The organism is Ignavibacteria bacterium (assembly GCA_015709655.1).
Lineage (GTDB): Bacteria > Bacteroidota > Ignavibacteria > Kapaibacteriales > Kapaibacteriaceae > OLB6.
Genome location: CP054181.1, coordinates 2583966 through 2600774 on the forward strand (window position 1 = coordinate 2583966; position 16809 = coordinate 2600774).

General features: G+C 48.9%; 14 protein-coding genes. 2 read left to right on the top strand and 12 right to left on the bottom strand.

Annotation, left to right across the window (positions count from 1 at the left end):
* Positions 1 to 27: 27 nt before the first annotated feature.
* Positions 28 to 663, top strand: a complete 636-nt coding sequence (locus HRU79_10415; GenBank protein QOJ27031.1) for an SCO family protein — start codon at positions 28 to 30, stop codon at positions 661 to 663.
* A complete protein-coding gene (locus tag HRU79_10420; protein QOJ27032.1) occupies positions 653 to 1228 on the top strand; it encodes a hypothetical protein in 576 nt (191 codons plus the stop codon). The genes HRU79_10415 and HRU79_10420 overlap by 11 nt, the downstream gene beginning before the upstream one ends.
* 23 nt (positions 1229 to 1251) lie before the next feature.
* Here the strand turns inward: HRU79_10420 and HRU79_10425 are convergent, their stop codons facing one another.
* The 12 genes from HRU79_10425 to HRU79_10480 form a co-directional block, all read right to left on the bottom strand.
* Positions 1252 to 1929, bottom strand: a complete 678-nt coding sequence (locus tag HRU79_10425; GenBank protein ID QOJ27033.1) for a Crp/Fnr family transcriptional regulator — start codon at positions 1927 to 1929, stop codon at positions 1252 to 1254.
* A gap of 143 nt (positions 1930 to 2072) precedes the next feature.
* Entirely contained in the window at positions 2073 to 4076 is a 2004-nt protein-coding gene (locus HRU79_10430) for an enoyl-CoA hydratase/isomerase family protein (protein ID QOJ27034.1), read from the bottom strand.
* A gap of 10 nt (positions 4077 to 4086) precedes the next feature.
* Entirely contained in the window at positions 4087 to 4860 is a 774-nt protein-coding gene (locus HRU79_10435; GenBank protein ID QOJ27035.1) for an enoyl-CoA hydratase/isomerase family protein, read from the bottom strand.
* Positions 4861 to 4863: 3 nt separating this feature from the next.
* Complete coding sequence (oah, locus tag HRU79_10440) at positions 4864 to 5961, bottom strand: 6-oxocyclohex-1-ene-1-carbonyl-CoA hydratase (GenBank protein ID QOJ27036.1); 1098 nt, start codon at positions 5959 to 5961, stop codon at positions 4864 to 4866.
* Between the two features lie 5 nt (positions 5962 to 5966).
* Entirely contained in the window at positions 5967 to 7022 is a 1056-nt protein-coding gene (gene had, locus HRU79_10445; protein ID QOJ27320.1) for a 6-hydroxycyclohex-1-ene-1-carbonyl-CoA dehydrogenase, read from the bottom strand.
* Between the two features lie 74 nt (positions 7023 to 7096).
* Complete coding sequence (locus HRU79_10450) at positions 7097 to 8362, bottom strand: thiolase family protein (GenBank protein QOJ27037.1); 1266 nt, start codon at positions 8360 to 8362, stop codon at positions 7097 to 7099.
* Positions 8359 to 10164, bottom strand: coding sequence for a 2-dehydropantoate 2-reductase (locus HRU79_10455; GenBank protein ID QOJ27038.1), 1806 nt, complete (start codon positions 10162 to 10164; stop codon positions 8359 to 8361). Before HRU79_10455 ends, HRU79_10450 begins: the two co-directional genes overlap by 4 nt.
* A gap of 13 nt (positions 10165 to 10177) precedes the next feature.
* A complete protein-coding gene (locus HRU79_10460) occupies positions 10178 to 11395 on the bottom strand; it encodes a 2-hydroxyacyl-CoA dehydratase (GenBank protein QOJ27039.1) in 1218 nt (405 codons plus the stop codon).
* Positions 11396 to 11401: 6 nt separating this feature from the next.
* A complete protein-coding gene (locus HRU79_10465; protein ID QOJ27040.1) occupies positions 11402 to 13144 on the bottom strand; it encodes an AMP-binding protein in 1743 nt (580 codons plus the stop codon).
* Complete coding sequence (gene bcrD, locus HRU79_10470) at positions 13144 to 13983, bottom strand: benzoyl-CoA reductase subunit D (protein QOJ27041.1); 840 nt, start codon at positions 13981 to 13983, stop codon at positions 13144 to 13146. Before bcrD ends, HRU79_10465 begins: the two co-directional genes overlap by 1 nt.
* An 18-nt stretch (positions 13984 to 14001) precedes the next feature.
* On the bottom strand, positions 14002 to 15123 hold the full coding sequence (locus HRU79_10475; GenBank protein QOJ27042.1) for a saccharopine dehydrogenase NADP-binding domain-containing protein: 1122 nt from the start codon (positions 15121 to 15123) through the stop codon (positions 14002 to 14004).
* Between the two features lie 255 nt (positions 15124 to 15378).
* On the bottom strand, positions 15379 to 16800 hold the full coding sequence (locus tag HRU79_10480; GenBank protein QOJ27043.1) for a benzoyl-CoA reductase subunit A: 1422 nt from the start codon (positions 16798 to 16800) through the stop codon (positions 15379 to 15381).
* Positions 16801 to 16809 lie beyond the last annotated feature (9 nt).

Here is a 16809-nt window from a genome sequence, read left to right on the forward strand (position 1 = left end):
ACATATCGGCACTTGAACCGCTGAACCATGAGAAAAATCCTAATCCCAGTTACTTCGCTCGTTATCTGCTTCTCGGTGATCCTACTGTGGACCAAGGGATTGAGTGCGTTTACAATCTTTTCATATACCCTTGCCGACGCTGGTCCGGTTCCCAGGCAGATGCCGGTGTTTAACCTGGTAGCACAGGATAGTTCTTTATTTACAATTTCGGACCTACACAGGTTTACACTTATAAATTTTGTTTATCTGAACTGCCCGGATGTGTGCCATAAGGTGAATAACAAGATCGAAGAAATTTACCATGAGTTCGATAGTACGATCGTTCCGTCGAAACTCGGATTCCTGACGATAAGCTTTGATCTGGCGAATGATGATATCCGGAAAATCAATAAGTACCGCGAATACTTTGGTGAGGATCTTAGTGGCTGGACTTTTGCGTTGCCACAGGGATTGTCGGAAGTGCAGTTCGACAAGATTCTAAAGGAGATCGGGATTTGGGCGCACCGGGTTCCCGACCGCGGAATCATCAACCATTCAATCTACATGTTCCTGGTAGATGAGCATCAGACGATTGTTAAAATCCTCGATCCGGCGCGCTTGTCAAATGCCGAGATTATGAATCAGATTTCGCACTGTATCTCCGGTGTAGCGCATGCAAACTAAGCTGGCTTCCGGTATTGTGGCGGCACTTGTTGCTGCTCTATTTTACATTGTATCGTTCCCGCTAAACACATGGCTGTCCGCAACAATGCCAAGACATCAGATTATCCAACTACCGGCCATGGTTATTCTGGGTGTACTTCTTGCGATGCCAATGCACAGGTTGCAGGTAAAGGATACTGCATGGGGAATTGCACTGCTGATTTATGTGATGGCATCTTTGATTTTCTGGATGCTACCGCATTCAATTGACTATGCGTTTGTAGAAACATGGTTTAACCGGCTCATGCACGTTAACATGGTTACTGTTGGACTATTCATCACAGCAGTCATGAGGGGAATTCGGTTTGAAGTTAAAATCCTTTTTATCGGCATGGTAGCCTCGATGCTAATGGCTACGGGTGTTGCACTGCGATCATTTAACATATTGCTGTGTAGTTCCTACTCCATTGATCAGCAGAGGGAAACAGGAATGTACGTTATTCTGATTGGCGTTGCCGTGTATATCTTAACCGTGGTAACCTTTGGCAGAATGCTCAGGGCCAACCGGTTACGTCAGACCCAGTAAAGGAATGTTCCTATGGATAGGAGCTACTGCTTGCTTCCGTAGGCGATTGTTTCAAGTGCATAAATGTTGTTAATCACAAGGCGGTGCGGACTAAATGAAAGTATATCGTTCGAAGCGAACTCCTCAAGAATTTTCTTTAGTGCACTCGAGCTCACCCCCAACATCCCGGCAATGTCAGTAATCGTGTAGTTAATAACGTAGTACTCGTTATCATAACCGGGCTGCGCTGTAGCCATTGAGAGAAGGAAAATGGCACACTGTACTCTAACGTTCCTTCGAGATATACAAGCCATTCGCTGCTCCACAAACAGTACCTTTGTACTCAGATGCTTAAGCACGCTCCGAAGAACTGAAGGATTGGTTTGCATGGTACCAAGCAACTGGCCAGGCGGTACAAAGCAACCACTGACCGTCCCATTGGCGTAGGCAGAGTAATGACACGGCTGACTGTCGATAAGCATGTGCAGGCCTATCATGTCGCCCTGCCTGGCAATCCAAAGCGTGAGTGCACGGTTGGCGTCAAGGCTTGACATAATCTTCACCTGACCCTTGCAAACGCAGAATACACCGGCAGGCGACTCGCCTTCAACCATAATAAACTCATTGGAGTAATGATGGATTAACGCACAGTCCGAGGGTGAGTTGAATACACACGAATGCGCCTGGTCCGATTTACCGTTATTGTGTGGTGTCAGGTTCATGTCCGGGTTCTGTGGGACTGTTATCCTGCACCCCTTTACCAGGGTGCTACACTTAATTGTAAATGATAATGATAATTCAAACTTGTAGTTATTTCAATGGGTGAACTATGACGGTTATCATGGAATTGAAAGTCTACCGGTTTCTATTTGCCCTGATACTCTACTTTTTTCCCGATAGATGTGAGTCCGAGGAGTGCATCAGAGGTGGAAAAAATCTCGTTAAGGTGATTCAGCTCAGAGCTGCAGCCTGCAGCCTTGGTAATCAACTCATCGGCCAACCGTAGTGCAACGGGCGCCTTTGATTGCACCATCTTTGTAAATTTCTGAGACAGGGCCTCATCAATTATGCCTTCCGACGTAGTACCGCTTACTATGTCGCTCAGGCTGTTCGTACTAAAGAACTCGGCAATGGCACTCCATTCTGGCGAAAGAGCAGTGTTGGCAGGCCCGGGTATAGGTGCTTCACCTGCGAGAATTGCAAACATCTCGTGCGGAGTGACAATCTTGTCCACCAAACCAATTGCGGAGGCTTCGGATGCAGAAAGCATCTTCCCGGTAAATATGAGAAATTTGCTTAGCCCCTTACCCAACTTCCGTGCCGAACGCTGCGTTCCTCCCAAACCAGGGTATATTCCGATAGCAGTTTCAGGGAAGGCAAGCTGGGCCTTGGGTAGGGCAAGGACAATATCGGAACACAGTGCAAACTCAAGTCCGCCGCCGAGTGCCAGACCATTGATAATCGAAACAACGGTTTTGTTTGATGTATCGATCCTCTCAAACAGGTCTTGTCCTGCCTTGGTGAATGCAATGATATCATCAATGTTGTTGCTCTTAATCTTTGTTACAAAGTAGTTGATGTCGGCACCCGCAACAAACGCCTTTCCAGAGCCGGTGAAAAATATGGTTTTGATATCAGGATCACTGTCTGCACTATCAAAACACGCAGCTAACTGACGCATAGTTTCTTCGCTGAATGCGTTCTGATATTCCGGCTGATCCATCGTGATGATGGCAATGGAACCATTCTTTTCCAGTTTAACGTTTTCAGATTTCCACCGGTCGGCGGACAGAGCGTTTGGCATCGGCATGGTATAGAGTGCTGCGATTTTGCCGACAAGGCTTCGTACGGCGTCTTCACCTAACCGGTTCATCATCTCGAACGGACCGCGCTTCCACTTTAGGCCAATCTTGGCACCACGGTTTATGGCAGCCACGCTACACACGTTCTCATCAAGCAACTGCAGGCACACGAAGAATACCACACCAAGCATCCTGTCAGCAATTACGCGCTCCTGCTCCAGTGTGCCGAGTCCGCTGTCCGGTGTTGTGCCCAACAGCCACGGAGTGTTGGCTAATGCCTGTTTTTCAAGAACTTCCGACACTGTGTACAGATTACCATAACGTTCGAGAGTTTTCTCTGAGTGGTAGGCAACAGGGATACCTGTGGCATTCATCAGCTCGAACGGTCCCATTCCAATACCAAATACTTGTTTACAAACGGCATCAATCACATCAATCGGATAGCCTTCGCCCAGCAGACGTGCTGACTCGTTCAGCCAGGGAACAAAGTACCGGTTAACAACAAAGCCGTACGAATCGGCACACGTGATGGCATCCTTCCCCGACAGGAACGAGAATCGTTGTGCCGCTATGAATGTTTCCGGAGCAGTCTTGCTGCCAGGTATAATTTCTACAAGGCGGTTTTTTGCAGCATGATAAAAGTAATGAAGGCCAATAAAGCGTTCGGGATGATGAACCGATTCTGCTAATTCCGACACCGAAAACGAGGATGTGTTGGTAGCCAGAATACAGTCTGAAGATACAATCGTACTCAGTGTTTGAAAGAGTTCACTCTTTGCTTCAAAGTTTTCATAAATGGCTTCGATAACCAGATCGCAGTGTGCAAGACCGGCAAGAGTATCTGTTCCGTTTAGCCGCTGCATGAACTGTTCAACCTGTGTTTCGGTAAACAAACGTTTTTCAACTGCATCCCGTAACGTACTCTGAATACCGGTGATACCCTTTTGTACAATCTCCATCGACCGGTCTGCAAGCGTAACGGCGAAGCCTTCCTGAATGAACTTCTGAGCCAGTGCAGCACCCATGGTTCCGGCGCCAACAATTCCAACGTTCGTAATATCTTTCATAGTTACACGCTTAGTTATTTGTCCACTGTGGTGTTCGCTTATCCAGAAATGCCTGGATGCCTTCATTTGCGTCGTGGGTTTCCATGAGCTGGTGCACGTAGGTCTTCTCCAGCTCGGGGAGGTAGGTTGTGAGTAGTGTATTCACTTTTGTGCGTGCCGCCCTGGTTGCAAACCGTAGCGATGAAGCACTCTTTGGTACAATGTGTGTTGTTATCCATTGGCTTAGCCAGTCGTCGAGCTCCTGTCTGGTTTCTGCAACATGATTAAGCATACCCAGGTGTTGTGCCTCGACGGCTGTTATGGTTCGGCCGGATATCAGAAGCTCCTCGGCACGGACGCTTCCAATCTTTTCGGCAAGCAGGAGTGAGGCAGGCGGAGGAAAAACGCCAAGGATGATTTCGGGCTGCCCGAGTCTGGCTGTGGCATCGGCAATAAGCAGGTTGCACATTAAAGCCAGCTCCAGACCTCCGCCCAGGCATTGTCCGGAAACAATCGCAACAGTAGGGATTGCAAGGTCAATCAGCTCATAAAAGATCTTATGAAATCCCTGAAGCATTCCGGCAGCCTGATCCTTACGATGCTCTTCAACGCTTGCACCAAACGAGAAGTGCTTGCCAGCACCTTCAAAGGTGATGAGCTTAAGATTGTTATTTGCTTTCGCTGCAGTTAAAAACTCCAGCAGGTCGTCAACCATCAGTTTATCGAGTACATTGCCCTTGCCGTCGTCAAGAACAATCCTGGCCACACTTCCGTCAAACATGTATGAAACGTGTACCTTGGTCATGAGCTACTCAGGTTTGGTGTATAGTGGCGAGATAACACGCTGAAGTTCATCATCCCAGGGGTGTCCTTCGGCAAGTAGCTGACGCAGCTTGATGAAATCAGCTTCGCGGTTTTCTTTTGGGCCATCATTAAATGCCCTGAAGCCTGCCTTGGCTTCCGACATCATATTCAGAGCAAGCCATTCGCGGCTGCTTTCTTTATTCTTATCCCAGTGCTCGAGTTTAAACTTGCGTACTTCCGAGATTGTTTTGTTGGTACAGTTGGGGAACGTGTATAGCAGCTTGGTGGCAAGTTTGTTTACGGCTTCATCCAGGAGTGACAGATCGGTTGTTGCTGAAGCAAGAATTTCTTTTGCCTCTGCCAGTTCACGCCCCGTTTTCATCGTCCCAAACACGATGCGTCCGTAGTCGTCCGTTATTTTGTTTGTAACTACAAGCGGGTTTACGATGAACTCACCGTCAACTTTGTACACGGGCACGATATCCGAAACAATGCCATGATAATACGCCTGATGTGCGGTAAGCGGCTCGCATAGTGTCAGTGATACCATTGCCTTTTCGATTCCCATGTAGAGAGGCAGAAAATCAGTTGCGCCACCAATCGGGGCGCTACCGTGCTTAGGTCCTGCCTGGCCAAAGCGTGCCGCATCACTGGTGATACTAAAATCGCAAGCCATGCCAATCTCTTGTCCGCCACCAATACGCATCCCGTTGACTCTGCAAATCACCGGTTTCTCGCACTTTAGAATGGCACTAACCATATCGTTGAACAACCGCATATACTGCGAGTACTCCTGCGGGTTTCCGGCATAGTATTCTGCATATTCCTTTGTGTTCCCACCGGTGCAGAATGCTTTGTCACCAACACCGGTAAATACCACGCTTACCACACTTCTGTCATTCGAGGCTTCGGCAAAGGCAAGGATGATCTCCTTCACAGCAGCAGTTGTGTACGAGTTGTATTGCCGCGGATTGTTCAGAAAAATCCACGCATTGAATAACCCTTGCACAGGATTGCCGCGCGCATCAAGGCACGGACGCTTCTCCACAAGGATTTCCTGATACGTGGTTTCTACGAGATTGTGATTTTTGAGTTGTTCCATGTGTGTTAATTATTGTTAAAGTCGGGTACAAGGACAATTCGCTTTGTGTAGAGGTGTTGTAATGAGTTCCGAAAAACATCGTTGATTTCCGACATTGGTTTTGTTTCAACGAAGGGGGCTATGTTAAGCTTTCCGGTTTCAATCAGGTTCAGAACTTCCGGATATAGCTCGGCACGGCAGCCCCACGTTCCAATCAGCTTGGCATCGAATGCCATCAGATTGCTCAATCGTACGTCTGCCTTGTCCATGGTAAAGCCAACAACCGACATTGTGGAGGCAAACGTGAGAAGATTAAATCCAAGTTCCTGACCAGCCTTGGTACCACTCATTTCAAAGATTTTCCAGCCGGTTTGTGGTACGCCTAAACCGCGTGCAATGGTTTTGACGTTGTCCTTCACAGCCTTGATGTCCAGGTCTGCCGTATTGAGCGTTGCCTCAATGCCGTTATCCTTAGCTATCTGCAGCTTGGCATCGCTGATGTCGAGTGCCAACACCTTAGCGCCAAGAATCCGGGCAATCAGTGCTGCATAAATTCCAACGCCACCCACACCGATTACGATTGCCAGGTCACCCGCACGTAGCTCAGACTTTGCCACCACCTGGTATGGTGTAGAAATAGCGTCGGCAATCACAGCCAGGTGTGATAATGGGAAGCGGGCAAGGACAGAGTCCGGAACGGCACATAAAAACCGCGAGGGTACGATAATGTGCGATGCAAATCCTCCATGGAAATCGTTGCCCGGCATGGTTTGATTGCGGCAGATATTGCTGCGTCCATTTTCACACAGGTCACATTCGCCGCACGGAAGCACGGCCGGTACGATCACGTTCTTGCCGATCCATTCCGGATCACCGGCTACCACCACGCCACTAATCTCGTGCCCGAGTGTTAACGGTAATGTATGCTTTGTTTGTACACCATAGTGCCAAAAACTTAAATCGGTATGGCAAACACCGCACCCTGAAATTTGTACAACCGCCTGTCCGGGTGCTGCCTGGGGCTGCTGCACCTGAACAAGTGAAAACTCCTTATCGGTTTCAGTCATCTGCCACTGAAACATTACATTATCTGATGAACTTGCATTCATTGTTATTCCACAGGTAGTAATAAAAATTACAGGATAGGATGGCAAACTCAATTACATGCCGTGTTCTCCAGCAGCACAGCCGTTGCCTGACCACCTCCGATGCATGCCGAGACAATGCCAAAGCGCACATTCCGAGCCTGCATCTCGCGCGAGATTGTCAATGACAAGCGTACGCCGGTAGCCGCCAGGGGATGTCCAAGGGCAATAGCGCCGCCATTGACATTCAGCCTGGCTCGGTCAAGGCCCAGCTCACGCTCACATCCGATGACTTGTGCAGAGAAGGCTTCATTAATCTCAAACAATCCGATGTCAGAAACCTGCAGACCACTGATTTCAAGCAGGTGCTGAATGGCAGGCACTGGAGCAAGGCCCATGTACCGGGGGTCGATACCGACACTTGTGGCAGCAACAACTCTGGCGATTGGCTTAAGCCCCTTATCATCAATTGATTGTTGTGATGCAATAACAACAGAAGCCGCGCCATCCACGATGCCACTACAGTTACCGGCGGTGAGGACGCCGTCAGCCGAAAAGGTTGACGCCAGTTTTGCCAGCGACTCGCGCGTTGTAGCACGCACATGTTCATCGGAGGTGAAATTTTCCACACCGCGGGGCAGGCGCAGCTTGCGCGGCTTCAGCTCACCAGCCGTAAAGGTTACCGTATTCACCGGCGTAACTTCACCGGCAAAAAAGTCACGTTGCTTAGCATCGAGTGCGCGCTGGAACGAGCTAAAGGCATAGTCGTCACATTCCTGTCTGGTTATCGATAGTTTCTTGGCCACGTTCTCACCAGTCAGCGCCATTGAGTATCCGGCAGCCGTATCGTCGAGCGCTTCCCATAGCATATCAATAAAGCCCGGACGTCCCAGAGGATATCCCGAACGGTTACCAAAGGAGGCTGTCGGTGCGAGTGACATGGTCTCGGTGCCAACACAGAGAACGGTGCCGGCCTTGCCAAGCGTAATCTGTTCGGCTGCGGCGACAATGGTTTCAAAACCCGAACCGCAGATACGTTGTACCATGAGCGAGGGGACCTCCTCAGGTATGCCTGCAAAGAGTGAGATATGCCGGGGAAGGAAATAGGCGTCGCCTGAACTCTGACCGATATTGGCGGCAATCACCTGGTCAACGGCATCCGGGCTAACCTTGGCCTTCTCCAGCGCAGCTCGAGCAGAACAAATACCAAGATCGGTGGGTGAAACCTGAGAGAGGGTTCCGCAATACTTGCCAAATGGTGTTCGCATGCCATTGACAAGGAAGATTTTATCAAAGATGATACCAATGCCTTTTTTAATGCTGTGTTGTCCTGTCATACTTCCTGCTGTTCTGTGCGGGTTAATACCTGTGTTGTTACTACGTGCTGAAACTGTTCCTTTGCGATGAGGGCCGCGCCAAGTGAGACGGTGTACTGCGGATGTTCGAGAACAGTGACGGGCTGGTTAAACTTGTGCTCCAGCATTTTTGTTAGATACGGGTGAATCGAGGCTACGCCACCAATCATGACGATCGGAACGCCGGGATCAATCTTCATTTTTGCCACTCTATTCACAATCGAAAGGTAAATACCTTTAGCAAGGTTCTCAATGGGCAGACCGTCGAAGACCCATTTCATGATTTCTGTTTTTGCAAAAACGGTGCAGAAGCTATTCAGTTCCTGTTTGTAGTCGGACTGTGAGGCCAGCTGACTCATTTCTTTAACATCAATGCCAGCCCGTTCGGCGATCTCCACCAAAAATGCGCCGGTGCCGGCTGCACACTTATCGTTAAGGTAGAAGTTCTCAACCAGGCCATCGGTATCGCAACGAATAAGTTTAATATCCTCACCACCGATGTCCAGTATGTTTTTTTCGCCCTTAAGGTACTTGTTTACGCCAACGGCGGCACAGTTGATTTCGGTTTTGGCAATGTCGGCATCAACAAAATTCTTCCTTCCGTATCCGGTTGCACAGCTGTACGCGATAGGGAACTCGTCATGAAGAGCATTGATGATGTGCTTGGCAGCAATCTTATCGCGGTTGAGCGTTTTCAGGATGTACCGAAAAACCACGTTCTCATCTTCGTCAACAAGTGTAAACTTCGTGTACGAAGAACCAAGGTCGATACCCAGGAAGCAGTTTCCCTTGGGTTTGCCTGTCTGGTGCACAAGATTGATCTTGCTGCCGGCAGTAGCGGTGTTTCCGTTCATCTGCGTAATCAGGTTCTTCTGGGTCATGGCTTTCACCATGTTTACCATTGACAGGTTAAGGGATGTACGGACGTAATGTTTACGGCCGTACTCCACGATTTTACCGTTCATGTAGTCAATCTCGGTTAACTTGTTATTCATCAAGTCAACAGCGAGTGACGGGAAGTGATGTCCGGCTTTTTTCAGATACCTCAGGCAGTTGCGCACAAAGTCGTCAGGGAACCGGATCTTTTCGGCTTCCGCAACCTCTACGGCTTCTACGATAATCTGTTCAATCAACTCAATGGAGTCAGGGAAGGCCATTGCTTCGGCCATTGTCAACCGTCCGATACCGCACAATGCGCTCAAAGACGAGTTCAGTATGGTCTTCTGCCACGTATATTTTGTTAAGTCAAACGGTCGTACGGACTCAGTTGTAAGATTAACGGAGTTTAACAACTCGGCAATTGCCTCGGCATGGCGTTTTTCGGCATCATCTAAGGGTGCGATATAGTTGGGCGGATTAAAGAACGTTACGCGAACAACATTGCTAGCCTTAAGGTTACCAGCATAGTTGATTACCATTCTGCACGTTCGGTGTTCACCCAGAACCTTGGCGTACATGTGTTCAACATCAATGCCGTTCTGAGCACTGATAAAGATCGAGGTATTGCCGGCAGGCACATCTTTCAGCAGGTCCGACACCTGGTACGTCTTAATGGCAACAAACACATAGTCGGGATTTTCGTTCAGAAGCTCAGCGGCACTGCCATACAGATTGGAAAATCGTTCGTGTTTTTCAATGACGTTTTCAAGTCTGATACCTTCGGACCGAATAAGGTTAAGTTTAATTCTGTCTGTATCACAAAGCAATACTTCGCAACCGGCCTCCTTAAGGTGAACGGCCAGAATCATGCCCACGGGGCCGAGTCCGATAATTCCAATTTTCATAGTAGACTCCAGGTTATGCGTATGCTTTTGAGTTGGCTATCTGCTCGATAAAAGTTTCGATTTTGGTAATGCTCTGGCCTTCCGAAAAGAACCGCAGGTCACAGAGGTCGCCTTCCACAACCAGGTAGGGGATACCTGTTTCTTCCTTTAACCGCTGTGGCATACCAAACTTGGCGTTTGAATTATTAAAGCACGTTTTGGTGTCATGAAACAGAATACCATTACACCGATATTCCTGCAGCCATGACTTCAGCATTTCGGCTTTCGCCTTCTCACTCCGGTTAATAAAGATTTTTGTATATGCCAGGGCTGAAGACTCAAACGGATCATTCTCGTCAAACTCGTCAAACACCCAGCTGCTGCAGTATGTAGAGGCTACAACTACGGTATTGTTCTCGGTAAACAAGTCGGAGAGCATTCTGATCCGGCCCCAGATTGGCATTCCTTCCCAGAATATTCTACACTGCTCATTTTGTATAATGCCGCGGTTGTTTGCAACATTGTCCGTAAGCTCTGCCAGTAACGCAGTATAGTAGTCCTTTGCTTCCTGGGTTCCTCGCATTACAACGATGGGACCCATGTGGATCACTCCATCGAAAAAACTAAGCGGTGCGGGCGTATGTGCAGCGGTTTTCAGCACCTTCTGCCATAATAGAGTAGCTTCCTTACTAAGTTTCAGAGTCTCCCGAAACCTGTCAATATCAAAACGCACACCACTTGCCTGCTCACATTCAGATATCATGGCCTTGTGCTGTGCAACAACTAGGGCGATGTCCTGTGTAGTAACCTCGTTTACATAACGTGGCGGGTGAATACCGGCTATTGTACAATTGAACTTGCGCGCAAAGAAGCTAAACCAGTCCTGTACTTCACGACACTGGTTGGTGTTGTACACAATCAGGTCTGGCTTCGGGATTCCTTCAAGTCCATACTGATTCTGAAGGGGGCTTTGGCCTTTGAGAAACGCACCGATATCGCTGGTGGTGTACGAACATACGTGGTTGGAATAACCAAGTTTGGCGGCTTCCGGAATGTAGTCCATTGCTGTTCGTGTGGCGCCCAACAGTGCACCGTGGTTTTCGGGGAAATACACGTCAAAGCCAAATGACCGGAGGAGCTCGGCAGGTCCGACACTCGTGCACCAGGCAACTTTTCTTCCTTCGGTGCCGATTGACCGGAAATAGTCCCTCATTGTGTTTTTAAGTAGCTGTGTTGAGGATATCTGGTACATACTGGCTCAGGTGGTTTCAGGAACAAAAGGGTTATCGGCAGTTAGGTTTACGATGTACACTTCTTCACTGATCGAATTCTTGGAGCCGTACAAGTTTTCGATATGGGCTTTGTAGGCTTCCTGAATCTTGTTCGGTGCAAACTTGAGTGACGGAGTAAGAGTATTCCGCTCAATACTGAGTTCGTCGTCAATGACCATTGCAAACTTGATCTTGGCGAACTTCTGCAGCAGGCTGTAGTTTGTCTGGCGCAGACAGGTGTGAAGGCAATTGCCGAGCTCATTAATACTTCGTGGACATTTGCAGCCCTCTGTTGATGCAACAGCACCTGTCGGCTGTGATAGTTCGTTTCGATTTGGGAAGAGTAGGGCTACCGGGTATTCCTTTCCGCCGCCAACAATAACCGCGTACGCAATGTAAGAGCATTTACTTTGGATCAGCATTTCAAGGTCGGACGGGATAACCTTTTCGCCATTGGCCAGCTTAAAGATTCTGTCCTTTCGTGATACCAGCTTTAGCCCAGCAGGTGTGAGTTCACCTACATCGCCGGTGCAATACCAGCCGTCGGCTGTAAACGCCTTTTCGTTGGCATCATCATTTTTATAATAACCGACCATTACATTAGGCCCCTTTACGCAAATCTCACCGTCATCGGCGATGCCGATGGACACCCCGGGGATGGGTTTTCCCACGATGCCTTTCTCCCTCTTCAGGGTAGGATCGGTAATCGTACAGCATGGTGATGTTTCGGTAAGACCCCAGCCTTCAAGGACAGGAATATTGCGCTTTTCGAATTCTACCGACAGGGTTTCGGGGAGTGATGCTGCAGCGGTAAACACGAATTTCAGGCCCGAATGAAAGAACAGTTGTTCAGCTTCCTTATCACCCCTGGTGAGTTCGATGAGGCTTTGATACACCTTTGGAACACTAAAGAAGCAGCTTGGTTTTACCTGCTTCCAGTTCTCCATAATCTGTCCAGGGTCCTTGCCGTAGCTGGATTCAAGCATCAGGGCAGCACCGTTGTACAACGCCGAAAAACGCTCGAAAATTCCGCCGAAACTGTGGTGCCATGGAAGGTAGGCCAGCAAGCGATCATCTTCGTTCAGGTGCCAGACGTGTTGCAGGGCGGCCTGCTGTGAAAGGATGTTCCGGTGGGTTAGCTGAACGCACTTGGGCACGCCCATCGTACCAGACGTGTACATATTCAAACAAATGTCGTCGGCAGGAGCATCGGTTAGCAAAGCTCCCGGCTCACTGCCGTGGTCAGCCAGCAGTTCCGAGAACAACACGCAGTTTGGGTAGGGAAGTGTTTCGAGATGGTCGAAAACAAAAACATGTTTAATATTAGCATGCTGTGGCAATCTGCTCAGCTGAAGTTCTCCGGCAACGGCAACAAATGAACAGTCTGAGTGATTCAGAAGTATTTCTACGGTTTCCTTCTGAAAGTAGGCAAAGATGGGTACGCTGATACCGCCGCTTGCCATCACGGCCATTTCCAGTATAAGCATTTCAAGCCGGTTCGGTGAGTACACCATCACCTTACTGCCTGGCTGGTATCCGTAGCGAGCAAGGTTCGATGCAACGTTCCTGACGCTATGCAGGAATTCTGCCCACGTGGTATGACAGTATTCGCCATTGTGCTTTTCGCCGTACATGGTTCGGTTAGAATATCGGGCTGCATTGCCTTCAAGCATCATGGCAATATTCTGTGTAACCTCACCCAGGACAATATCGGATTGAACGATCTGCATTATGCCATTACTGCCTGCTTTTCGATGAGTTTAAGGTGACGGTAACCGCCCCAAAGTGCAGCTCCAAGGGCGCCCGCATAGATTGCATCGGGATGTGTCCGGATTTCAAACTTCTTGCCTGTTTCCTCCAGTTGCTCCTCGATGGCCTGGACCATGCCCTTGTTTAATGCCATCCCACCGGTTAGGAAGACGGGAGATTCTGCCTTGAGTGACGTGAGGAGCTTAATGATCCGTCCGGCAATCGAGATATGGATTCCCTTAATGATGTTCGGGGTTGACACGCCACGCGAAACCATGTTAATTACGTCGGTTTCGGCCAGTACTGCGCAGATGCCAGACGAGACCTCGGGGTTGTCAGACGTGAGCGAGATGTCGCCAACTTCTTCGATGGAGAGACCCAGGTACCGAGATATGTTTTCGACAAATTGTCCGGAGCCGCTGGCGCACTGCCCCGTCATCTTGTAGTCCTGCACCTTTGCCTCTTCGTTTACCTTGATTGCCCGAACGTACAGGGCGCCCATATCGACGATGGTCTTTGCTTCCTTGTCAAAAAAGTTGCCGCCCTTCGAGTGGGTCGTCATCCCGTAAAAGTGACCACGTTTCCGGCGGACAAGGTCACCCTCACCAGTCGAGGCCAGGTAGGCAATATCATCGTACTGCAGATTATGCTTGCCCAGCATAGTCTGAATCATCTCGTCGGCAACCTGGGTCGGGTTCCGTTTCCGGATTTTTTCGGTTTGCTTGTCCAGTATGGTTGGGTTGTCGGAATAATCAACCAGGACGAGCTTAATAAAATTCGATCCAACGTCGATACCCATGGTGTAGAGTTTTTCTGTCATCACATATTCCTGATACAGTTATTTTTTAGTTACTTCCTTTTTATAAACAACATTGCGGTCGTTCAGATAATCAAGCATAAAATCCAGACATCCGGAGGCGCTGCCCAGGTGTTCGGGCGGTGTGACACCAGATGTTTGGTACTTCTTGTTAAGAACCATTTCGACGGCTGCAGTGCAGGCATACCCGGTTGTGCGTGCCATCGATGATGTGTTGGTTTGACAATCAAACCGGTCGTACAAACTGTACGTAATTATTGATGTGGCATCTTCGAGGGTAACGCGCATTACGGTACAGTCCTCATCGCCGGGTTGCATTTCCCACTGCTTAAAGAGGAGCTTGGCCGTGAGTTGTAATGGGACAACATTGGTTCCCTGAATATCAACAGGGTCCTTACCAAATAGTCCTGTGGTTCGGAACGCCTTCATCAGGGCTGCATGACCGGGATACCTGAGTGTTTTTTCCTTCATATCGGGAACCCCACGGAGGGTATCAGCCAGTGTTCGCAGACCGTCAGTGTTAAAGGCTTCAAGCGTACCGACACTATCAAAATGGACAGATTCGATGTCAGACAATGCATCTTTTACCACAACGGCGCCGTCCTCAACAAGTCGGGCGGGTCGGGTATATTCTTCGATAACGTCAATTGGTGAGAAAACGGCCTTGTATCCGAACGGTTCAGTAGGGTGTACGGGAAGCCCGCCCACAAGGCACTCGTAGCGAAGCAGGGGCGAAACGGAATGGTGGTAGCCCGCAAACACATTACTCATGCCCGGGGCAAGTCCGCAGTCAACAATTGCCATAATGTTGTGCTCAACAGCCAGTTGATGCAGGGTTAATGAGTCCTCAGGGAAGAACGAGATATCAACTACATTTTTACCAGACTCAATCACGGTTTTCAGGACGTCGTAGCCCATGTGTCCGGGAACTGCGCCAACTACAATATCGAAAGGTGCAACAAGCTGCTTTAGCAGTCCTGGGTTACGCACATCTGCCTGCTGAATGCTGACGTTTTTTTCGTGTGCAAGGGGGTTGAGAGCAGTAGCACTTATATCGACGCATGTTACCGTGTGCCGCTGTGCTAAATCGCGGACAATGGTTTTGCCTACTAATCCTGCTCCGAGTACCATGATTTGTGCCATTATAAATCAATCCTAGGGTGTGTAAAGAAATGATGAATGTGGCAAATAAACTATGACAAACGTCATGAATGCAAGTGCCGGCACCGATTTCGTACCGAGCCTCTACTGCCATTCCATCATTTCAGTGAACAACACAAAATATTTATTACCGCAAAACCACAGTATTTCATTCAAAGTACCTGAATGCAGCCCGGCTGGCTGTGTGATTGTGCAGCAGAATAGTCAGGCGAGCACCACAATGCCTGCCGCGCTTATTTACGCCGTTTCTAACCGTTGTTTCTTTGCTGTTGGAAGATCGGCCTTGATGTTCCGACGTGCAAACATTGCGCCACCCAGGGCACCCATGAAAATGGAGTCCGTGTGTATGTTAATCGTAATATCCGAGCCGTAGTTTTCGTGCACTAATTCGGTTAGATACTTGATCACAGCGGGGTTGCGAGCCACACCACCGGTAAACGTAAATTCGTTGAATACGCCGCCGGAGCGGGCAATCAGTGACATTGCGCGCATGATGATTGCCTTGTGTAAGCCCCCTAAAATATCTTCACGCTTTTCGCCAAGATTTGTCAGCTCCCGCAGCTCAGCACCGGCGAACACCGTACACGTAGAGCAAATTGTTACATCCTTCTGGGCATTCATGGCCATTGGCCCCAGCTCGTTTAATGAGATGCTCATTTCGTCGGCGATATAGCCAAGGTACCGGCCGCAGCCTGCTGCGCAGCGGTCATTCATCTGAAAACTGGTAACAAGCCCGTACTTGTCAACCTGAATTGCCTTTGTGTCCTGTCCTCCAATGTCGAGCACCGTACGAGTGTTTGGGAACACCGCATGAGCTCCGAAAGCATGACAGAGGATTTCGGACCGAATACTATCCTGTGGGAAGGGGAGCAGGGCGCGTCCGTACCCTGTTCCGGTCATGTTTGCAATGTTGAATTCAAGATCAACAATTTCTTCAATGTGTTTGCTGAGCGTATCTGACACCTGTTTGAAGTTTCCCTTCAGCAGGTTCATTTCTGCATCGAAGTTTACGCTCACGTCGGCCGAGGTATCCGGCAGGTTCTTGTACTTTTCTTCCAATTCCTGCATCGCCTTTGAAACCAGCTCCCGGAAGTTAAACTGAACACGCTCGTTTTCGGCCGGGCTTATGCTCTTGTCCCACACCGTCATCAGGGGCTCGAACAGCGCCATATCCAGCTTGCCAACCTCTTCGTTGTAGCGTTCCGACACGATGTCGCGGAAGAACTGGTTCTTGGAACCAAGGTCATTGTACAGGTACTCGTGTTTGATTTTTGGTTTGAATGACCTGCGGATATTGCGCAGATGTTCCAGCATGGTTTCCTGAGTATCCGGGTCTTTGAAAAAAGACCTGCATGTTTTCAGAAGTTCCTCACCAAGTTTATCAAGTCGAATTTTAAATTGTTCGTATTGAAAGATACTCTCAAGGTCATTGATATACTTGCGATATTCCGGCTTGGCCAGGATTTCGGCTTCCAGTTTTTTCTTCAACACCGAAAATCGTGCATTATACACTGCTTCATCGCGTGCAATATCGGCTGCAACGGAATAGTTGGCACGTGTATTCGTGATGCCCCGACCAATGATTACATCGTTCTCATCGGTAATCACAGCCTTCGAGGTTGTTGAACCCAGGTCAACGCCAAGGTAATATTTGTTCATGATAGACTT